19 protein-coding genes and 1 riboswitch are annotated in these 20,152 nt (G+C 68.5%); of the genes, 8 read left to right on the plus strand and 11 right to left on the minus strand.

The window, feature by feature from the left end; translation table 11 throughout:
- Positions 1-38: 38 nt before the first annotated feature.
- On the plus strand, positions 39-1,259 hold the full coding sequence (locus KXR53_RS03990) for an MFS transporter (RefSeq protein WP_437373621.1): 1,221 nt from the start codon (positions 39-41) through the stop codon (positions 1,257-1,259).
- A 70-nt stretch (positions 1,260-1,329) separates the two neighbouring features.
- Here the strand turns inward: KXR53_RS03990 and KXR53_RS03995 are convergent, their stop codons facing one another.
- Positions 1,330-1,899 (minus strand): precorrin-2 dehydrogenase/sirohydrochlorin ferrochelatase family protein, encoded by a 570-nt coding sequence (locus KXR53_RS03995; RefSeq protein WP_437373623.1) that lies wholly within the window; start codon positions 1,897-1,899, stop codon positions 1,330-1,332.
- Positions 1,899-3,608 (minus strand): NADPH-dependent assimilatory sulfite reductase hemoprotein subunit, encoded by a 1,710-nt coding sequence (locus KXR53_RS04000; RefSeq protein WP_437373625.1) that lies wholly within the window; start codon positions 3,606-3,608, stop codon positions 1,899-1,901. Before KXR53_RS04000 ends, KXR53_RS03995 begins: the two co-directional genes overlap by 1 nt.
- A gap of 121 nt (positions 3,609-3,729) precedes the next feature.
- Between KXR53_RS04000 and KXR53_RS04005 the strand changes: the two genes are divergently transcribed.
- Genes KXR53_RS04005 through cysC form a run of 3 tightly spaced genes read left to right on the plus strand, consistent with a single transcriptional unit; the run spans position 3,730 to position 7,156 of the window.
- A complete protein-coding gene (locus KXR53_RS04005) occupies positions 3,730-4,461 on the plus strand; it encodes a phosphoadenylyl-sulfate reductase (RefSeq protein ID WP_437373627.1) in 732 nt (243 codons plus the stop codon).
- Positions 4,462-4,464: 3 nt separating this feature from the next.
- Positions 4,465-5,259, plus strand: a complete 795-nt coding sequence (gene cysD / locus KXR53_RS04010; protein WP_437373629.1) for a sulfate adenylyltransferase subunit CysD — start codon at positions 4,465-4,467, stop codon at positions 5,257-5,259.
- Position 5,260: 1 nt separating this feature from the next.
- The gene (gene cysC, locus KXR53_RS04015; protein ID WP_437373631.1) at positions 5,261-7,156 is read left to right on the plus strand and encodes an adenylyl-sulfate kinase; all 1,896 of its coding nucleotides are present in this window, start codon (positions 5,261-5,263) and stop codon (positions 7,154-7,156) included.
- A gap of 186 nt (positions 7,157-7,342) precedes the next feature.
- Here cysC and KXR53_RS04020 read toward each other — a convergent pair whose 3' ends face one another.
- The 3 genes from KXR53_RS04020 to murJ all read right to left on the minus strand — a co-directional run bounded on the left by KXR53_RS04020 (position 7,343) and on the right by murJ (position 10,201).
- A complete protein-coding gene (locus tag KXR53_RS04020; RefSeq protein ID WP_437373633.1) occupies positions 7,343-7,603 on the minus strand; it encodes a TfoX/Sxy family protein in 261 nt (86 codons plus the stop codon).
- Complete coding sequence (gene trpS / locus KXR53_RS04025) at positions 7,600-8,604, minus strand: tryptophan--tRNA ligase (protein ID WP_437373635.1); 1,005 nt, start codon at positions 8,602-8,604, stop codon at positions 7,600-7,602. The genes KXR53_RS04020 and trpS overlap by 4 nt, the downstream gene beginning before the upstream one ends.
- 61 nt (positions 8,605-8,665) lie before the next feature.
- On the minus strand, positions 8,666-10,201 hold the full coding sequence (murJ, locus tag KXR53_RS04030) for a murein biosynthesis integral membrane protein MurJ (RefSeq protein ID WP_437373637.1): 1,536 nt from the start codon (positions 10,199-10,201) through the stop codon (positions 8,666-8,668).
- 454 nt (positions 10,202-10,655) lie between these two features.
- Here murJ and chvE point away from each other — a divergent pair, with 454 nt between their 5' ends.
- The 3 genes from chvE to mmsB all read left to right on the plus strand — a co-directional run bounded on the left by chvE (position 10,656) and on the right by mmsB (position 14,610).
- A complete protein-coding gene (chvE, locus tag KXR53_RS04035) occupies positions 10,656-11,717 on the plus strand; it encodes a multiple monosaccharide ABC transporter substrate-binding protein (protein ID WP_437373639.1) in 1,062 nt (353 codons plus the stop codon).
- Between the two features lie 142 nt (positions 11,718-11,859).
- Positions 11,860-13,374, plus strand: coding sequence for a multiple monosaccharide ABC transporter ATP-binding protein (gene mmsA, locus KXR53_RS04040; protein ID WP_437373641.1), 1,515 nt, complete (start codon positions 11,860-11,862; stop codon positions 13,372-13,374).
- Between the two features lie 12 nt (positions 13,375-13,386).
- Positions 13,387-14,610, plus strand: a complete 1,224-nt coding sequence (gene mmsB, locus KXR53_RS04045; protein ID WP_437373643.1) for a multiple monosaccharide ABC transporter permease — start codon at positions 13,387-13,389, stop codon at positions 14,608-14,610.
- 23 nt (positions 14,611-14,633) lie between these two features.
- Here the strand turns inward: mmsB and KXR53_RS04050 are convergent.
- A protein-coding gene (locus KXR53_RS04050) for an IS5 family transposase (protein WP_437373645.1) occupies positions 14,634-15,358 on the minus strand; the annotation gives its coding sequence in 2 pieces (ribosomal slippage) (positions 14,634-15,020 and positions 15,023-15,358; 723 coding nt in all).
- Between the two features lie 124 nt (positions 15,359-15,482).
- Between KXR53_RS04050 and KXR53_RS04055 the strand changes: the two genes are divergently transcribed.
- The gene (locus KXR53_RS04055; protein WP_437373646.1) at positions 15,483-15,839 is read left to right on the plus strand and encodes an iron chaperone; all 357 of its coding nucleotides are present in this window, start codon (positions 15,483-15,485) and stop codon (positions 15,837-15,839) included.
- A gap of 329 nt (positions 15,840-16,168) precedes the next feature.
- On the opposite strand, the gene thiD is transcribed toward KXR53_RS04055, so the two are convergent.
- The 5 genes from thiD to KXR53_RS04080 form a co-directional block, all read right to left on the minus strand.
- Positions 16,169-16,969, minus strand: a complete 801-nt coding sequence (thiD, locus tag KXR53_RS04060) for a bifunctional hydroxymethylpyrimidine kinase/phosphomethylpyrimidine kinase (RefSeq protein WP_437373648.1) — start codon at positions 16,967-16,969, stop codon at positions 16,169-16,171.
- Positions 16,966-17,637, minus strand: coding sequence for a thiamine phosphate synthase (gene thiE / locus KXR53_RS04065; protein WP_437373650.1), 672 nt, complete (start codon positions 17,635-17,637; stop codon positions 16,966-16,968). The genes thiD and thiE overlap by 4 nt, the downstream gene beginning before the upstream one ends.
- Before the next feature lie 59 nt (positions 17,638-17,696).
- A riboswitch (TPP riboswitch) is annotated at positions 17,697-17,804 on the minus strand.
- Positions 17,805-17,836: 32 nt separating this feature from the next.
- Positions 17,837-18,295 (minus strand): type II toxin-antitoxin system VapC family toxin, encoded by a 459-nt coding sequence (locus tag KXR53_RS04070; protein ID WP_437373652.1) that lies wholly within the window; start codon positions 18,293-18,295, stop codon positions 17,837-17,839.
- A complete protein-coding gene (locus KXR53_RS04075) occupies positions 18,267-18,533 on the minus strand; it encodes a type II toxin-antitoxin system Phd/YefM family antitoxin (protein ID WP_437373654.1) in 267 nt (88 codons plus the stop codon). Before KXR53_RS04075 ends, KXR53_RS04070 begins: the two co-directional genes overlap by 29 nt.
- 107 nt (positions 18,534-18,640) lie before the next feature.
- Positions 18,641-20,080 carry an aldehyde dehydrogenase family protein gene (locus tag KXR53_RS04080; RefSeq protein ID WP_437373656.1) on the minus strand — a complete coding sequence of 480 codons (1,440 nt, stop codon included), beginning with the start codon at positions 20,078-20,080 and terminating at the stop codon, positions 18,641-18,643.
- Between the last annotated feature and the right edge of the window lie 72 nt (positions 20,081-20,152).

The raw sequence follows: 20,152 nt of genomic DNA on the forward strand, positions 1-20,152 counted from the left end.
GCCAGAATGGTCCGGATGTCATCCTCAGCGGCCCCGTCATGATCCGAAGCTATCTCGATTTCGGTGCCCGGCACTGGAACCATCTGCTGTTCGGCGCCCTCCTCATGGGGCTGTCCAGCTTCGGCCAGACCTTCTTCGTCTCGCTCTACGGGGCGCAGTTCCGGCAGAGCTTCGGATTGACCGACGGCGGCCTCGGCACGGCCTATGCCATCGGCACGCTGCTCAGCGCGCTGACGCTGGGTTGGGTGGGCCGGTGGATCGACCGCACGACGGTGCACCGCTACACGATCGGCGTCGCCGCGCTGCTGAGCACCGCCTGCGCCGTGACGGCGCTCAGCCCGAACGTCGTCGTTCTGGGGCTCGCCTTCTACATGCTGCGCCTGGGCGGCCAGGGGCTGATGACTCATACCGCCCTGACGGCCACGGCCCGGACCTTCCCGGCCGATGCCGGCAAGGCCCTCGGCATCACGGCCCTCGGCTTCTCGGCTGCGCAGGCGATCTTGCCGATCGGGGCTGTCGCGGTGATGGACGCCATCGGATGGCGGGCCGCCTGGGGTGTGAACGCCGTGGTCGCGGCCGCGGGCGTCGCCTTCGCCCTTCTGTTCCTGCCGCGCGCGGCGGACGAGGCCGCTGCCCGGCGGCGTCGGGAAACGCCCGCAGCGGCGGCCGACACGACACCCCTCTGGCGCGACCGCCGGATGTGGCTCGCGCTCCCGGCGGTCCTCGCCGCGCCCTTCATCGCGACCGGCTTCTTCTTCCACCAGGCCCGGCTGGCCGAGGAGAAGCACTGGGATCTCGGCTGGATCGCGATCTGGTTCGTCGCCTTCGCCGTGGTCCAGGCCGCCATGCTGTTGGTGGCCGGGCCGGTGATCGACCGCCACGGGCCGCGGCGCCTCATGCCGTTCTTCCTGGTGCCGCAGGGCATCGCGATGGCCGTCCTCGCGATCAGCTCATCGCCGTTCGCCGCGCCGGTCTACCTGATCCTGACCGGGGTCTCGGCCGCGGTCGGATCGACGCTGGCCACGGCGCTCTGGGTGGACCTCTATGGCCCAGCGCAGCTGGGCCGGGTCCGGTCCGCGGTCGAGGCAGCGGTGGTCGTCGCCAGCGGTGCCTCGCCGATCCTGATGGGCGTCCTGATCGACCTCGGCGTGCCGCTGAGCTGGCAGGCGCTCGGATGCCTGATCTATATCGCGGTCGCCAGCCTCCTCGCCGCAGGCCTGCGCGGCGCCCGGCCGGCGACGCAGACCCCGCAGGGGTAGCGGTTCGTGAGGATGCAAGCTCTATCGCCTGCACAGATTCGGCTGAATGATGTGTAGGCCCGATCGGGGCTCACGCCCCTGGCCGGCCCAGCCAGCCTTCGCCGTCGATCACCGCATCGACGGCACGGGCGATCTCCACCGGGCCCTTGCCCTGGGCGCGGAGCTCGGAGCGTAAGAGGCCGAGCCGGGCCAGGCGGGTGCCCCAGTCGCGATGGATCAGCCGTTCGGCGGCCATCCGCAGCCGGGCGGCGAGGCGCGGGCTCCGGCCGCCGGTGGAGATCGCCACCACGAGGTCGCCGCGGCGCACGATTGCCGGCAGGTGGAAGTCGCACAGCGCCGTCCGGTCCTCGACATTCACGAGAAGGCCGAGGCGGCGGGCGAGGAGGGCGAGGTCGGCGGCGCGGCCCTCGTCCAGGTCGGCCACCAGCAGCAGCCGGTGGGCGCCGAGATCGGCGGCGTTGGGCAGCCGGCGGCACATCCGGTCGCCGGCGGCGAGGACGAGGTCGGGCGACGGATCGTCGGCGAAGACCGTGACGGTGAAGCCGCCCTCGTCGAGCTGGGCCAGGCGGCGCACCGCCTTGTCACCCTGGCCAACCAGGGCGACCGGAACCGCTTCGGGGCAGAGGGCGATCGGCAGCATCAGGCGGCCTCGGCGGTGGAGATCAGGGCGGTCAGCCGCTCCAGCCCCTGGCGGTGGCAGTAGTCGCCGAAGCCCTCGCCCGGCAGGCGCTCCTGGGCGAAGGCGGCGAAGATCGGCTCCAGCGTCGTGGCGATCGCCGCCTCCGGCACCTTCTCCGCCAACTTGGTGTTCAGCCGCGTGCCCTCGAAATCGCCGCCGACGAACAGGGCGAAGGTGCCCGGGGTGCGGCCGACGATGCCGATGTCGCCGGCATAGGGCCGGGCGCAGCCGTTCGGGCAGCCGGTCATGCGGATGCTGATCCGCTCCTCGATCAGCCCGTGCCGGTGCAGCACCGCCTCGAAGGCGTCGATCACCGGCTCGCGGATCCGCTCCGCCTCCGACAGCGCCAGGCCGCAGGTCGGCAGGGCCGGGCAGGCCAGGGCCCAGCGCCGAACCTGGGTCAGGTCCTCGGCGAAGACCACGCCATGGGCGCGCAGATGCGCTTCGATCTCGTCACGCTCGGCGGGCGCGATGTCGGCGATCAGGATGTCCTGCTGCGGCGTCAGCACCGCCGGCTTGGCCCAGTTCTCGAACAGGCTGCGCAGCGCGGTGCGCAGCCGCACCTTCGGCCCGTCCTGGATCCGGCCGCTGGCCACCGGCAGGCCCAGCCAGAAGCGGCCGTCGCCCTGCTCGTGCCAGCCGAGATGGTCGGGCACCCGGAACGGGGCGTGCGGCAGCGGGTCGGCCAGGGCCCGGCCGAACTGGCGCTCCAGCTCCTTCCGGGTCCAGTCGAGGCCCATGTCGTCCAGCACGTATTTCAGCCGGGCGCGCTTGCGGTCGGTGCGGTTGCCGTGGTCGCGGTACAGGCGGATCACCGCCTCGGCACCCTGCAGCAGCTCGCCCGGGCCCACCGAGGCGATCGGCGAGCCCATGCGGGCATAGGTGCCGGGTTTGGTGTGGGTCAGGCCGTGGCCGCCGCCGAGATTGAGGTTGTAGCCCTGCAGCTGGTCGCCCTCGAACACGGCGAGGATGCCGAGATCGTGGGTCAGGATGTCGACCGTATTGTCCTCGGGCGCGGCCAGGCCGATCTTGAACTTCCGCGGCAGGTAGGTGGCGCCGTATAGCGGCTCGTCGACCGATTCGGCCGGGGTCTGGTTCTCCTCACCGAGGAAGATCTCGTAATAGGCCCGGCTCTTCGGCAGCAGGCGCGTCGACAGGAAGCGGGCGTCGGCCTCCAGCCGCGCATGCACCGCGTCGCGGATCGGCGCCGGGGTGGTCATGACGTTGCGCACCACGTCGCCGCAGGCGGACATGGTGGTCAGCATCGAATGGTTGATGTCGGCGATCGTCGCCTTCAGGTTCCCCTTGAGAACGCCGTGGAATTGGATGCCCTGGCGCGTGGTAATCCGCACCGATCCGTTGGCATATCTGTCGGCGATGGCGTCGAGGGCGAGGTACTGCTCGGCCGTGATCCGCCCGCCCGGGATGCGGGCGCGGACCATGAACTGGTATTCCTTCTCCAGCCCCTGCTTCTTGCGCGCGGTCGCGGTGTCGCGGTCGTACTGCTCGTAACTGCCGTGGAATTTCAGCAGGTTATAGCTTTCCTCGGTGACCGAGATGCCGGGCGCGGCGAGGTCGGCGGCGATGCCGCCGCGCAGGAATCGACTCTGCTCCTTCACGCCTTCGACGGCGGAGAGCTTCGGCGGGGCGGCGGGGAGGTCGGCGGACATCGGCGGCGTTCATATCCACAATTGTGTGTTGACATTAGCTCCCTGATTCACACACAGTCAACCAGCAAATGCGCTCTATTTTACAGCAAAATTGGAGCAGTTTGCCGACCATGAGTGCCTAATGTCCGTCTCCGCCGTTGCCTTTCAGGAGCTGATCGCCGCCGAATTCGACGGGCTGGAGGGGCATGCCCTGATCGAGCGGGCGCTGGCGGATCCGCGGCTCGGGCCGATCGCGCTCGTCTCCTCCTTCGGCGCCGAATCGGCGGTGCTGCTGGCGCTGGCCGCCGAGGTGGCACCGGCCACGCCGGTGATCTTCCTCGACACGCTCCGCCATTTCGGCGAGACTCTGCGCTACCGCGACACGCTGGTCGCGCAGCTCGGGCTGGAGGATGTGCGCTCGGTCAAGCCTGACCCCGCTGAAATCGCCAAACGAGATCCCGACCTGCTGCTGTTCCAGCGCGACCCGGACGCCTGCTGTGCCCTGCGCAAGGTCGAGCCGCTGGAGCGGGCGCTCTCCGGCTTCGGCGGCTGGATCACCGGCCGCAAGCGTTTCCAGGCCGCCACCCGCGCCACCCTGCCGGCGGTCGAATGGGCTGCGGCGGAACGCCGCTTCAAGATCAATCCGCTGGCCAACTGGTCGCCCGACCGGATCGCGGCGGAGTTCGAGTCCCGCGGGTTGCCGCATCATCCGCTGGAGGCCGACGGCTTCCTGTCGATCGGCTGCATGCCCTGTACCGAGCGGGTCGCGCAAGGCGCCGACCCGCGCTCCGGCCGCTGGTCTGGCCAAGCCAAGACCGAATGCGGTATCCACCGCCCCGCCGATCCTGCCACCTCCCCGGTCACCTTCCTGTAGATCATGAATCATCTCGACGAACTCGAAGCGGAGAGCATCACCATTCTCCGCGAAGCCTTCGCCCGCATCGATCGGCTGGCGATGCTCTGGTCCATCGGCAAGGACTCGACCCTGATCCTGTGGCTGCTGCGCAAGGCGTTCTTCGGCCATGTGCCGTTCCCACTGATCCAGCTCGACACCCATATGGAACTGCCGGAGGTGTATGAGTTCCGCGACCGGCTGGTGCGGGAATGGAACCTGCCGCTGATCGTCGAGGACTGCCCGCCGGAGGAGCTGATGGATCAGACGCTGGCGCCCGGCGGCCGGGCGGCGGCGCGCAAGACCGAGGGGCTGAAGGCGGTGATCCAGCGCGAGGGCTTCGACGGCATCATCGTCGGCATCCGCCGGGATGAGCAGGGCACGCGGGCGAAGGAGCGGGTGTTCAGCCCGCGCAGCTTCGAGGGCGGCTGGGACGTGACCGATCAGCCGGCGGAGTTCTGGGGCCAATACAAGACCCGGTTCGAGCTCGGCACCCATGTCCGGATCCACCCGATCCTGAAATGGACCGAGATCGACGTCTGGCGCTACACCCAGCGCGAGGGCATCCCGATCGTGCCGCTGTACCTGGCCAAGGATGGGCTGCGCTACCGCTCGCTGGGCGAGAAGAACATCACCCTGCCGGTGGCCAGCGAGGCGGATTCGATCGAGGCGATCATCGCCGAGCTCGAGACCACCAAGGTCTCCGAACGCGCCGGCCGCATCATCGACAACGAGACCGAGGACGGCTTCGAGCGCCTCCGCAGCGCGGGGTACATGTGAGATGGACGGGATCGTGACCCTGCACCCGGCGCTGGCCGCCGCCCGCACCCTGCGCGTCGTCATCGCCGGCCATGTCGACCACGGCAAGTCGACCCTGATCGGCCGCCTGCTGCACGACACCGGCGCGCTCGGCCCCGAGCGCGTCACCGCCGTCGAGGCGATGAGCAAGAAGCGCGGCATGCCGTTCGAATGGGCGTTTCTGATTGACGCGCTGCAGTCGGAGCGCGACCAGGGCATCACCATCGACACGGCCGAGGTGCAGTTCCGCACCGCCCGCCGGCGCTACGTGCTGATCGACGCGCCGGGCCATGCCGAATTCCTCAAGAACATGGTCTCCGGCGCCGCCGGGGCCGATGCGGCGCTGCTGTTGGTCGACGCACGTGAGGGCACGCTGGAGCAGTCGCGCCGCCACGCGCTGATCCTCGGCCTGCTCGGCATCACCCAGGTGGTGCTGGCGATCAACAAGATGGACCTGGTCGATTACGACCAGGCCCGCTTCCAGGCCGTGACCGACGAGATTTCGGCCTATCTGAACAGCGTCGGCATCACTCCCAGGGTGGTGGTGCCGGTGGCCGCCCGGCACGGCGAGAACATCGTCTCCCGCTCGGCCCTGATGCCCTGGCACAAGGGGCCGTCGCTGGTCGAGGCGCTGGACGGGCTCGAGGCCGCGCCGGCGCCAGTCGACCAGCCGCTGCGCCTGCCGGTGCAGGACGTCTACAAGTTCGACGAGCGGCGCATCGTCGCCGGCCGGATCGAGAGCGGTGCGCTCGCGGTCGGCCAGACCCTGCGCTTCGCGCCCTCGGGCAAGGTCGCGCGCATCGCCACGATCGAGAGCTGGCCGGCGGCGGAGATCACCAGCGCCCGGGCCGGCCAGGCGGTCGGGCTGACTCTCGACCCGCCGGTCTTCGTCGAGCGCGGCCAGATCGCGACCCTGGTCGAGCAGGCGCCCGCCACCGCGGCCCGGCTGAAGCTGCGCCTGTTCTGGCTGGCGCGCGAGCCGCTGCGCCCCGGCGCCCGGCTGACGCTGCGCCTGGCCACCGCCGAGCACACGGTGACGGTGGAGCGGATCGGCCATGTGGTCGAGGTGCACACGCTGGAGACCCGGACGGCGGAGCTGGTGCGGCGCAACGAGACGGCGGAGATCGAGGTGGTCGGCCGCACCGCCATGGCCTTCGACCGCCATGCCGAGCTGCCGGCGACCGGCCGCGGCGTGCTGGTCGACGGCTACGACGTGGTCGGCGGCGTCACCATCCTCGATGCCACATCCGACAGTCGGCTCCTGTTCCCGACCGAGCGGCGGGTCGACGCCGCGGCGCGGCGCCTGGCCAACGGCCATGCCGGCGGCGTGGTCTGGCTGACCGGCCTGTCCGGCGCCGGCAAGTCGACCCTGGCGACGGCGCTGGAATCCCGCCTGTTCGCCCGCGGCTGGCAGGCGACGGTGCTGGACGGAGATTCGCTGCGCACCGGCCTCGGCCGCGACCTCGGCTTCTCGGCCGAGGACCGGGCCGAGAACGTCCGCCGCGCGGCCGAGGTGGCGAAGCTCTTCGCCGAGGCCGGGCTGATCGCGATCGTGGCGCTGATCTCGCCCGAGCGCTGGCACCGGGCGCTGGCCGGCGACGCGATCGGCGAGGGCTTCCGCGAGGTGTTCGTGAAGGCCGATCTGGCGATCTGCGAGCAGCGCGACCCGAAGGGCCTCTACGCCAAGGCCCGGCGCGGCGAGATTCAGGGCTTCACCGGCGTCTCGGCCCCGTACGAGGAGCCGGAGACCCCGGACCTGACGATCGACACCGGGGTCCTGTCACGGGAAGCCGCGATCGATCTCCTGGAGTCCTTCGCCATCACCAGCTTCGCCGGCTCGGCCAAGCGGGCCAGGGAAGACGAGGACCCGTCGATCTAGCCTTCTCACTTCTGTCATGCCCGGGCCTGACCCGGGCATCCAGAGGCTGTCGACATCTTCTGGATTGCCGGGTCAAGCCCGGCAATGACAGGTGGAGGGAACGTGTAAGTTGGTTGAGCGGAGCTCAACCCAACAAAATGTTGGGTTCGCCAGCGAACCCAACCTACCGACCCTAACCGGTCGCCGTCACTCCACCCCGGCGTCGCGGCGCAGCAGGGCGCGCAGCTCCTGCGGCAGCGAGGCCCAGTGCTGGTTGGTCAGGGCGCCGTGCAGGGCGTAGAGCGCGTTGACCGTGATCACCTCCGGCTGCGCCGCCTTCAGACGCTGCCAGGCGGCGATCGGGCCGACCGCGCGCAGCTCCGCCTCGGTGGTGATGCCGACGGCGGCGAGCCATTCCGCGGTCTTGGGGCCGAGATTGGGCAGGTCGGAGATCGGGCGCTCTCTCACGGCCGCAACAGCCCCATGATGTCCTGCACCTCGGCCAGGACCGGCGCCGCCAGCGCGGTCGCCTTCTCGCCGCCCCGGCGCAGCACCGAATCGACATGGCCTGGATCGGCCATCAGCCGGCGCATCTCGCCGCCGATCGGCGCCAGCACCGCGACCGCGATGTCGGTCAGGGCCCCCTTGAAGGTCGAGAACGGGGCGCCGCCGAACTCGGCCAGCACCGCTTCCATGCTCTTGCCGGCCAGGGCGGCGTAGATGTTGACCAGGTTCTCGGCTTCGGGCCGGGCCGCCAGGCCCGCCGGCTCGGTCGGCAGCGGCTCCGGGTCGGTCTTGGCCTTGCGGAACTTCAGCGCGATCGTGTCGGCATCATCGGTCATGTTGATGCGGCTGTAGTCGGAGCTGTCCGACTTGCTCATCTTCTTGGTGCCGTCGCGCAGGCTCATCACCCGGGTGGCGGTGCCCAGGATCTGCGGCTCCGGCAGCGGAAAGCACTCGACCCCGTAGCGCTGGTTGAAGGACTGGGCGATGTCGCGGGTCAGCTCCAGATGCTGCTTCTGGTCCTCGCCCACCGGCACATGGGTGCCCTTGTACAGCAGGATGTCCGCCGCCATCAGCACGGGATAGGCGAGCAGACCGTGCATCGCCGTGTCCTGCTGCTTGCCGGCCTTGTCCTTGAACTGGGTCATGCGCCGCAGCCAGCCCAGCGGGGTGACGCAGGAGAACAGCCAGGCCAGCTCGCTGTGGGCCTGCACCTGGCTCTGCGCGAACAGGATGCTGCGCTCGGGATCGATGCCGACGGCCAGCAGCGTCGCGGTCAGCTCGCGGATATGGGCGCGCAGCTCGCCCGGCACCTGCGGCACGGTCAGCGCGTGCAGGTCGACGACGCAGTAAATGGTCTCGAACTCCGCCCCGTCCTGCAGCGCCACCCAGTTCCGCACCGCGCCGAGATAGTTGCCGAGGTGCATGTTGTGGGTGGGCTGGATGCCCGAGAAGATGCGCTTCATGTCCGCCGGTGCCGGAGAGGGGTGGGGAGGCTCGGTTTATGGCCGGGCCCATGCCGCCGGGTCAACCCGCCTGATGCCCGCGGCGGCGGAACCGGGCCAGTTCGCCGCGGTCGACGGCGCCGAGCCACAGGCAGAGGGCGACGTAGAGCAGCGCACCACCGGCGATCAGCGCCGCCAGCGTCGCGCCGCCAATGGTTGTTACCTCGTGCCGGGCCAGCAGCAGCCCGGCGGCCATGCCCAGAGCCGCCAGCAGGATCCGCCCGCCGCGCCGGCGCAGCCCGGCGTCGAGCGGCAGGGCGCCGCGGCGGCGCAGCGACCAGGCCAGGAGCCCGGCATTGGTCCAGGCCGAGACGGCGGTGGCGAGGGCAATGCCGACATGGCCCAGCGGCCGCATCAGCAGGACGGCGCCCGCCACGGCCAGGACCGTGGCGGCCAGCGCGGTGCGCATCGGCGTCGCCGTGTCCTGCCGGGCGAAGCACAGGGTCGAGAACACCCGGATCAGGATGTAGGCCGGGATGCCGGCGGCATAGGCGGCGACGGCGCCGGCCACCGCCGCGGTCTCGTGCGGGCCGAAGGCGCCGCGTTCGAACAGCACCAGGATGATCGGCTGGGCCAGGAGAATCAGCCCGGCCGCGGCCGGCAGGCCCAGCAGCAGCGCGACCTCGATCGCCCGGCTCTGGGTCGCTGCCGCCGCGTCGGTCCGGCCCTCGACCAGCAGGCGGGTGAGGGTGGGCAGGAGGGCGGTGCCAAGCGCGATGCCGACGATGCCGAGCGGCAGCTGAGTCAGCCGGTCGGCGTAGTAAAGCGCGCTGACCGCGCCGGCCGGCAGGAAGCTGGCGATCAGCGTGTTCAGCACCATCTGGATCTGGGTGATGCCGGTGCCGATCGCGCCCGGCCCCATCAGCACCACCAGGCGCCGCAGCCGCGGCCCGATCCGCGGGGGCATCAGGCGGATCGACAGGCCGTGGCGGCGGCAGGCCAGCGCCAGCCAGAGCAGCTGGACGATGCCGGACAGGGTGACGCCGATCGCCAGCGCCCGGCCGGGCGACCCGGCCAGGCGTGTGCCGAACAGCAGGGCCGCGATCAGCACCAGGTTGAACAGGATCGGCGCCGCGGCGAAGGGGGCCAGCTTCTCCTGCGCGTTCAGCACGCCCCCCAGCAGGGCCGTGATCGACATCAGCAGCAGATAGGGGAAGGCCAGGCGGGCATAGTCCAGGGCCAGGGCCTGACGCGCCGGGTCGTCGACGAAGCCGGGGGCGATCACCGCCAGAATGCCGGGCATGGCCAGCAGCGCCAGCAGGGTGAGGGGGATCAGCACCGCCAGCATCGCCGCCAGCACCTCGCCGGCGAAGGCCAGCGCTGCTTCGCGGCCGCGCTCACCCCGCTCGGCCGCGTATTGCGGCACGAAGGTGACCATGAAGGCGCCGTCGGCGAACAGGCGCCGGGCCAGGTTCGGCAGCTTGATCGCGATCACGAAGGCGTCGGCCATCGGCCCCGCGCCCAGCAGCGAGGCGGTCAGGATATCGCGGGCGAATCCGGCGATCCGGCTGACGGCCGTCAACCCCCCGACCGTTGCCATGCCGCGCAGCAGGGACATGGGGCGCAGCTTTAGCCGGGTTTCGTGGCGGCGGGAAGGCCCGCCGGGGGCGGTGATTCCGGCGCCGCTTGACAGCGCAGCGGCATGAAGAGAGATTACGCCAAATTGTATGAGGATTGGTTCGGCAAGGCCGACCCCAAGCAGCCACAAGGGCTTCCAGTCGCGTGAGAGGGAGGAGCATATGGATTTCCACACAGAGCTGAGGCGTCGGGCTTGAGCCACCGGCGGCAGGCTGTCCGGCGTTCCGGGAGGAGCGTGCGCGGAGGCTCGCCGCCGATCGGCGTCCCGCGGGATCGCCGTCATCGCAGTCACAGGAGGCTCGTGACCGCGGGCAGCCCGGCTGGAAGGGCCTGGGCCGCGGCGGCATCATGAGCGGCCATGCGGCAACAGCGCGTCGGACTCCCGGCGGAACGACCGGCCCGGGCGCACAACAGAACACCAGAGGGAGAAAACGGTGAAGCTGATCACATCCGTCACGGCGCTGGCGCTGGGGCTGTCCGCCTTCGCGCTGTCCGCACAGGCTGCCGAGAAGGGCCTCGTCGGCGTCTCGATGCCGACCAAGACCTCGGCGCGCTGGATTGCTGACGGCGACAACATGGTCAAGTCGCTTCAGGCCAAGGGCTACGAGGCCGACCTGCAATATGCCGGCGACGACATCCCGACCCAGCTGTCGCAGATCGAGAACATGGTCACCAAGGGCGCCAAGGTGCTGGTGATCGCCTCGATCGACGGCACCACGCTGTCCTCGGTGCTGCAGCAGGCGCATGACGCGGGGATCAAGGTCATCGCCTATGACCGCCTGATCCGCGACACCCCGAATGTCGACTACTACACCACCTTCGACAACTTCCAGGTCGGGGTGCTGCAGGCGACCTCGTTGGTCGACGCGCTCGGCCTCAAGGACGGCAAGGGCCCGTTCAACATCGAGCTGTTCGGCGGCTCGCCGGACGACAACAACGCCTTCTTCTTCTACGACGGCGCGATGTCGGTGCTGCAGCCCTACATCGACAGCGGCAAGCTGAAGGTGCCGAGTGGCCAGTTCGGCATGGACAAGGTCGGCATCCTGCGCTGGGACGCGGCCACCGCCCAGGCGCGCATGGACAACCTGCTGTCCGCCTACTACGGCGACAAGAAGGTCGACGCCGTGCTCTCGCCCTATGACGGCCTGTCGATGGGCATCATCGCCTCGCTGAAGGCGGTGGGCTACGGCTCGGGCGACCGGCCGCTGCCCTATGTCTCCGGCCAGGACGCCGAGGTCCCGTCGGTCAAGTCGATCCTCGCCGGCGACCAGTACTCGACCGTGTTCAAGGACACCCGCGACCTGGCCAAGGTCACGGTGGACATGATCGACGCCGTGATGTCCGGCGCCGAGCCGAAGGTCAACGACACCAAGACCTACAACAACGGCGTCAAGGTGGTGCCGTCCTACCTGCTGACGCCGGTGCCGGTGACCAAGGACAACGTCCAGAAGGTGCTGGTCGACAGCGGCTACTACACCGCCGACCAACTGAAGTAATCTGATGTGCCCCAGGGCCCCGCGTCTCCGGACGCGGGGCCCTGCCGTTGCACCTGCCGTGGTCGAGCGGCAGGTCGGCGCCCGTGGCGAGCGGAGCCCAGAGGTGGATACAATTAATCCTGCCGTTGATACGATCCTGGAGATGCGAGGGATCACCAAGACGTTTCCGGGCGTGAAGGCGCTCAGCAACGTCAATCTCGCGGTCAAGCGCGGCGAGATCCATGCCGTGGTCGGCGAGAACGGCGCCGGCAAGTCGACGCTGATGAAGGTCCTGTCCGGCGTCTATCCCCATGGCTCCTACGAGGGCGAGATCCATTTCGAGGGGAAGGAGCGGCAGTTCCGCTCGATCTCGGACAGCGAAGAAGCCGGCATCATCATCATCCATCAGGAGCTGGCGCTGGTGCCGCTCCTGTCGATCGCCGAGAACCTGTTCCTCGGCAACGAGGTGGCGAGCCGCGGCATCATCGACTGGAACGAGACGCTGGTCCGGGCCCGGGCGCTGCTGACCAAGGTCGGGCTGAAGGAGAACCCGGCGACGCTGGTCACCAATATCGGCGTCGGCAAGCAGCAGCTGGTCGAGATCGCCAAGGCGTTGTCGAAGGAGGTGAAGCTCCTGATCCTCGATGAGCCGACGGCCAGCCTGAACGAGAGCGACAGCGACGCGCTGCTGGAGCTGCTGCTCGACTTCAAGCGCCAGGGCATCTCCTCGATCCTGATCTCGCACAAGCTGAACGAGATCACCAAGGTCGCGGATTCGATCACCATCCTGCGCGACGGGTCGACCATCGAGACGCTGGACGCCCGCGGCGGCGAGGTCAACGAGGACCGGATCATCAAGGGCATGGTCGGCCGCGACCTGACCGACCGCTACCCCGAGCGCGAGCCGAAGCTGGGCGAGACCCTGTTCGCGGTGAAGGGCTGGAGCGTCCATCACCCACTGCGTTCGGAGCGGCAGGTGATCAAGGGCATCGACCTGCATGTCCGCGCCGGCGAGGTGGTGGGCATCGCCGGGCTGATGGGGGCAGGGCGAACCGAATTCGCCATGAGCGTGTTCGGCCGGTCCTGGGGCCAGAAGATCACCGGCACCGCGACGATGCGGGGGCAGCCGGTCGACCTCGCCACCGTGCCCAAGGCGATCGCCGCCGGCCTCGCCTATGTCACCGAGGACCGCAAGCAGCTGGGGCTGGTGCTGGGGGATTCGATCCAGCACAACATCCCGCTGGCCCATTTGCCCGGCGTGGCGCGCCGCGGCATCATCGACGAGATGCGCGAGCTCCGGGTCGCCTTCGACTACCGGCGCAAGCTGAACATCCGCTCCTCCGGCGTGCAGCAGCAGACTGTCAACCTGTCCGGCGGCAACCAGCAGAAGGTGGTGCTGAGCAAGTGGCTGTTCGCGGGGCCCGAGGTGCTGATCCTCGACGAACCGACCCGCGGCATCGATGTCGGCGCCAAATACGAGATCTACACGATCATCAACCAGCTGGTCGCCGCCGGGAAGGGCGTCATCATGATCTCGTCCGAGATGCCCGAGCTGCTGGGCATGTCGGACCGGATCTACGTCATGAACGAGGGCCGCATAGTCGCCGAGATGCCGGCCCAGGAAGCCTCTCAGGAAAACATCATGCGGGCGATCATGCGCTCGAGAGAACGGGTCTAAGGAAGCACGGCCATGACTACCGACACCACTGCCCTGCAGACTCGTGCGAACAGCCGGATCGGCGAGTTCCTGAAGCACAACATCCGCGAATACGCGATGCTGCTCTCGCTCGTCGCGATCATGATCATCTTCCAGGTCGCGACCGACGGCCGGCTGTTCACACCACTGAACCTCAGCAACCTGATCCAGCAGAACGCCTATGTCATCGTGCTGGCCTTCGGCATGCTGCTGGTCATCGTCAGCGGCCATATCGACCTGTCGGTCGGCTCGGTCGCCGGCTTCGTCGGCGCGGTCGGCGGCGCCCTGATGGTGTGGCAGGGCGTCGACCCCTGGCTCTCGGCCATCGCCTGCCTGGCGCTGGGCGCGGCGATCGGCTCGGTTCAGGGCTATTTCATCGCCTATCGCAAGATCCCGTCCTTCATCGTCACCCTGGCCGGGATGCTGGCCTTCCGCGGCCTGTGCATCATGGTGCTGGCCGGCGAGCGGGCCGGGCCGGTGCCGAGCGACTTCCAGAAGATGTCCTCGGGCTTCATCGCCGAGCTGTTCGGCTCGATGCCGGAGCTGTTCTCGGGCACCGGCAAGGTCTGGATCACCACGTTGCTGATCAGCCTCGCCGTACCCCTGATCCTGGTCTGGTTCAACATCCGGAACCGGCGCAACGAGATCCAGCACGGGGTCGAGCAGGAGCCGCTGCTGTTCTTCGTGATCAAGAACGCGGCGACGGTGGTGGCCCTGGCCGGGCTCGGCTACCTGCTGGCCACCTATAACGGCCTGCCCAACATCCTGATCCTGATGGGCGTGCTGGTCGTGCTCTACGCCTTCGTCACCACCCGCACCACCCTCGGCCGGCGCATCTATGCGGTGGGCGGCAACGAGAAGGCGGCCAAGCTGTCCGGCATCAACACCGAGAAGCTGGTCTTCCTGACCTTCGTCAACATGGGGGTGCTGGCGGCGCTGGCCGGGCTGATCACCACGGCGCGCCTGACCTCGGCGACGCCGCAGGCCGGCAACCAGTATGAGCTTGACGCCATCGCCGCCTGCTTCATCGGCGGCGCCTCGGCCTCGGGCGGCGTCGGCAAGATCACCGGCGTGGTGATCGGCGCCTTCATCATGGGCGTGATGAACAACGGCATGTCGATCCTCGGCCTCGGCATCGACCTGCAGATGGTGATCAAGGGCTTGGTGCTGCTCGCCGCCGTGGCCTTCGACGTCTACAACAAGAACAAGGTCGGCTGAGCGCCGTGTTTTAGGGCCGGGACTCATAACCACCAGAGGATGGCGGCGACGAGGCGGTCGTATCGGGTGGCGAGCCGGCGGCAGTCCTTCAACCGGCAGAACATGCGTTCGATCGCGTTCCGGCCTTTGTAGAGCACGCGGCTGAAGCAGCTTTTCCAGCGCCGATTGGCCTTGGGCGGGATGTTCGGGACGGCGTTCTGGTCCTCGATCAGGGCGCGGATGCGGTCGCTGTCATAGGCGCGGTCGGCATGCACGATGCAGCGTGGCGGCAGATCGGCGAGCAGCACCTCCGCCGCCCGGCAATCGGCGGCCTGGCCGGGCGTCAGGTGGAAGGCGAGCGGTCGGCCGCCTTCGTCGCTGACGGCGTGGAGCTTGCTGTTGCGGCCGCCCCGGCTGCTCCCGATCGCCTGGACGTGCGCCCCCCTTTTCCGCCAGCCGCCGACCGGTGCGCCTTCACATGCGTGCTGTCGATCAGCACCTCGGCCGGTGGTCCGCCCGCCGCCGCCAGCGCCTCGAACACAGAGCGCCAGACACCCTTTTCCGACCAGCGCTTGTGCCGGTTGTAGAGCGTCTTGACCGGCCCGTAGATCGCCGGCGCGTCTTTCCACCGGCAGCCCGACACCAGCACATGCACGATGCCGCTGATCACCCGGCGATCATCAACACGCGGCACCCCGCGTGGCTTGTTCGGCAGCAACGGCGAAAGCCGGCCCCACTGCTCATCGCTCAACCAAAACTCCGACGCCACAAACACCTCCCGATCAACGGGGGGGCTGAATCACATCTCGGCGCCGCTGTGAATCCTGTTTATAGTCCCCAGCCCTAGCGCCCCATTTGTTGCCTTTGGACATACTAAAAGGCATACTGTCAGCATGAAGAAGAAGGATAACCATGACGCCTATATAGCTGCCGCACCGGAGCAGTTTCGCGCCATGTTGGGCCAACTACGTGCACAGCTATCGCGGGCACTACCAGACGCCGAAGAAGTCATTAAGTACGATATGCCCGGATTTCAGATCGAAGAAATGATCATCGCGGGCTATGCTGCCTTTAGTAAACAATGCGGTCTATATGTTGACCCGGGTGCAATTGCTGCTCATGCCGACGAGATCGTTTCTTTGAAACTCAAGGCAACCAAGACCGGAGTTACGTTCTCGTTGAGTAACCATATCACTGATGAACTAGTTGAGAAATTGGCAGTTAGTTCGCGCAGCAAAAAGGGGGTTTAGCGACTGTCTTCGGCAACCCAAAGTTCGGTTTACAAACCGGCGCGAACTTGTAGCGAGGTCATTTGGACTTGAAGCGTTCGGCCAAAGCGGACATTAGATAATCACATTTCGAATGCAGCTTGGGCTCATTGCCGTCATTCGATACTATCGGAATTAATGAGTCCTGACCCTAGTCTGAAGGCGGGCGCCCGGGGCTCCGGCGCCCGTTTTTTTGGATCTCTTCTTTTCTGTCATGCCCGGGCTTGACCCGGGCATCCAGAGAGCGTCGACATCTTCTGGATTGCCGGGTCAAGCCCGGCAATGACAGAGAAGGAGGCCTTTCGCAGCCATCACCCCCACCAGCGATGGAAATGGTGCAGGGGTCCGTGGCCGCCGCCGACCGACAGCCGGTCGGCCGCGGACAGCGATGCGGTCAGGTAGGCCTTCGCCTCGCGCACAGCCGTCTCCAGGTCCGGCCGCTGTGGCAGGAAAGCCGCAATGGCGGAGGACAGGGTGCAGCCGGTGCCGTGGGTGTTGCGGGTGGCGATCCGCGGCGCCGACAGGGTGACGGCGCCATCCGTGGTCAGCAGCAGGTCGGGGCTCTCGGCATCAGCCAGATGACCGCCCTTCAGCAGCACCGCGCGGGGGCCGAGCGCCAGCAGCGCCGCCGCGATCTCCGGCATCTCGGCCCGGCTCTGCGCCTCGGGGCGGCCCAGCAGGTCGGCGGCTTCCGGCAGGTTCGGGGTGATCACCGTGGCCAGCGGCAGCAGTTCCTCGCGCAGCGCCGCCACCGCGTCACGGTCGAGAAGCCGATCGCCACTCTTCGCCACCATCACCGGGTCGACCACCACCCGGGTCAGCCCGTGCCGGCGCAGCGCGTCCGCCACCGCGCGCGTGATCTCGGCGGTCGCCAGCATGCCGATCTTGACCGCGTCGATCCGGACATCGGCGAGCAGACAGTCGATCTGCCGGGCGACGAAGGCCGGCGGCACCAGCTCCACCGCCTGCACGCCGCGGGTGTTCTGGGCGACGAGGGCGGTGATCACCGAGCAGCCATAGGCGCCGAGCGCCGAGAAGGTCTTCAGATCGGCCTGGATGCCGGCGCCGGCGGACGGGTCGGTGCCGGCGATGGTCAGCACATTCGGGATCATCGCGCCCTCCGCCCCTCGGCCACCGCGGCGGCGATGGCCCGGGCCGCCTCCTCCGGGTCGGACGCGGCGCAGATCGCCGAGACCACGGCGACGCCGTCGGCCCCGACCGCGATCACATCGGCGGCCCGCGCCGCATCGATGCCGCCGATGCCGACCGCGGGCAGCGGCACCAGCCGGCGCAGCGCCCGGAATCCCTCGGTTCCGATCGCCGGCCGCGCCCCGGCCTTGGTCGTAGTGGTGAAGACCGGGCCGATGCCGGCGTAGTCGGCGACGGCCGGGTCGACCGCCCGCGCCTCGGCCGCGTCGTGCACGGTGACGCCGACGATGCGATCGGGGCCCAGCAGGCGCCGCGCCATGGCCGCCGGCATGTCGCGGTCGCCGAGATGGACGCCGTCGGCCCCGACCGCCAGGGCGACGTCGACCCGATCATTGATCACCAGGGGAATACCGTGCGGGGCCAGAACCGCCTGCAGCGCCCCGGCCGCGGCGATCAGCGCCCGGGTGGTGGCGTCGGGGTCGCGCAGCTGCACCAGCGTGATCCCGCCCCGCGCCGCCGCCGTGGCCACGGCGGCGACTCCGCGCAGACCGCTCAGCCGCGTGTCGGTGACGAGATAGACCGAAAGGTCGAAGCGCCGCCTCGGTTCCGTTGCTTCAACAGCCGCGCTCATTCCGCTCCTCCTCCGGCGAAGGGCGGTCGGCGATCGATCCTGAGGGACCGGGGCCCGGGCGGGCATCGCGTGACGGCTCCCTTCGCTGGCATGACCCAGATCAGGTTCGACGGGTATGATCTCAGCCCCCCGCAGATCGACCTTGGCGGGCACCCCGTGTCACTTCCGGACTGAGGCTCGCAAGCCGGGTGGGCCGGTGTCAAGCGGGTGGAGAATCGCTCCAAGGATTGAGGAGGGCTGTCACCGAAGCCTCGAAGTCCGAGATATTGCGGGTCACCAAAGTGAGGTCGTGAACCTGGGCGGTGGCGGCCATGAAGGCGTCCATGGCGCCGATCGGCCGTCCCACGGCGGCTCGCCGCGCGATGATGACACCCCAGGCGTCCGCCACGGCCGGGTTGATCGGCAGGATCCGGGACTCGAAGCGCGTAGGCAGGCCGTGCCGCAGCCACCGGTCGAGCAGGCTGCGCCGCTTTCCATCGGGCAGGCGGTCTATGCCGTATCGCAGTTCCGCCAGGGTGATGACGCTCAGAAAGGTTCGGTCTTCGTCAGTGTTGGCCAGCCAAGCCATGAGGCCGGCATTAGGAGAGGGCTTCTTCCACTCCGAAACGACGTTGGTGCGAGAAGGTAGGTCAAAGATCGGTCGCGCGGGGGCCGTCATTGAGTCGCTCGGTATCCAATTCCGAGCCGCGGAGGGGAGAGGCGGCAAAAAAGTCAGCTAGAGTGCCGACGCGCTTTGTCTTTCGCTCCCACTCCTCGGCGGATACCACGACCACGGCGGAATGCCCGTTACTGGTGACGGTCTGCGGCCCTTCCCGGCGGGTACGATCGATGACTTCGCTGAACTTCGTCTTGGCTTCGGCGACGGTCCATGTTCCTGCGCTCACGGTGACCTCCATCGCGAGATGGTCATATTGGTCATCTTGCCCTGAAGCACAAGCGCCATCGCAAACAGAAGGGCCCGGCCATCGCCGGCCGGGCCCTTCGCACCTCGCTCCCGAACCGATCAGACCGGGAAGGTGTAAGCGGTCTTGACCACGGTGTAGAACTCCGCGGCGTAGCGGCCCTGCTCGCGCGGGCCGTAGCTGGAGCCCTTCCGGCCGCCGAACGGCACGTGATAGTCCACGCCCGCGGTCGGCAGGTTCACCATCACCATGCCGGCCTGGCTGGCCCGCTTGAAGTGGCTGGCGTATTTCAGGCTCGAGGTGGCGATGCCGGCGGACAGGCCGAACTCGGTGTCGTTCGCCGTGGCCAGCGCCTGCTCGTAATCCTTGACCCGGATCACCGAGGCGACCGGCCCGAAGATCTCCTCGCGGTTGATCCGCATGTCGTTGGTGGTCTCGGTGAACAGCGCCGGGGACAGGAAGTAGCCCTCGGTCTCGCGGTTCAGCCGCTCGCCGCCCACCGCCAGCTTGGCGCCTTCCTTCACGCCGATGTCGATGTAGCGCAGATCCTGGTCCAGCTGGCTCTGGTCCACCACCGGGCCGATATCGGTGCCCTGCTTCAGCGCGTGGTCGACCTTCAGCGTCTTGAGCTTCTCGGTCATCGCCGCGACGAAGCGGTCGTGGATGCCCTCGGTCACGATCAGGCGCGAGGAGGCGGTGCAGCGCTGGCCGGTGGAGAAGAAGGCGCTGTTGGCCGCGGCCGCGACGGCGGTGTTGAGGTCCGCGTCGTCGAGCACGACCATCGGGTTCTTGCCACCCATCTCGAGCTGCACCTTCTTGCCGATCTCGGCGCAGCGCACGGCGATGCCGCGGCCGGTCGCGACCGAGCCGGTGAAGGTGATGGCGTCGACGTCCTTGCTGGCGACGAAGGCCTCGCCGACCACCGAGCCGCGGCCCATCACCAGGTTGAACACGCCCTCTGGCACGCCGGCGTCGACGATGATCTGCGACAGGGCCCAGGCGCTGCCCGGCACCAGGTCGGCCGGCTTGAACACGATGCAGTTGCCGTAGGCCAGCGCCGGGGCGATCTTCCAGGCCGGGATCGCGATCGGGAAGTTCCACGGCGTGATCAGGCCGATGACGCCGATCGGCTCACGCGTGATCTCGACATCGATGCCGGGGCGGACCGAGGCCAGCTTCTCGCCCTGGATGCGCAGCACCTCGCCGGCGAAGAACTTGAAGATCTGGCCGGCGCGGGCGGCCTCGCCGATGCCCTCGGGCAGGGTCTTGCCCTCCTCGCGCGACAGCAGGCGCCCCAGCTCCTCCTTCCGCGCCAGGATGGTGTTGCCGATCTTGTCCAAGAGGTCGTGCCGCTCCTGCAGCGTGGTCATCGACCATTTCGGGAAGGCGGCGCGCGCCGCGGCGATCGCCTGCTCCGCCTGGGCGCGGTCGGCGCGGGCGTATTCGCCGATCACGTCCGACAGGTCCGACGGATTCACGTTCTTCACCGCGTCCGGGCCCTCGACCCAGGAGCCGGCGATGTAATTGGCGTGGACGCTCATCTCGTTCCTCTCTCGACCTATTGTCGGATGAATGATGACTGGATAGGGCGCACGGCCGCCCGATGCAACAGG

Origin of the sequence: Inquilinus limosus (genome assembly GCF_051487185.1) — a bacterium.
GTDB classification, from domain to species: Bacteria; Pseudomonadota; Alphaproteobacteria; order DSM-16000; family Inquilinaceae; genus Inquilinus; species Inquilinus limosus_F.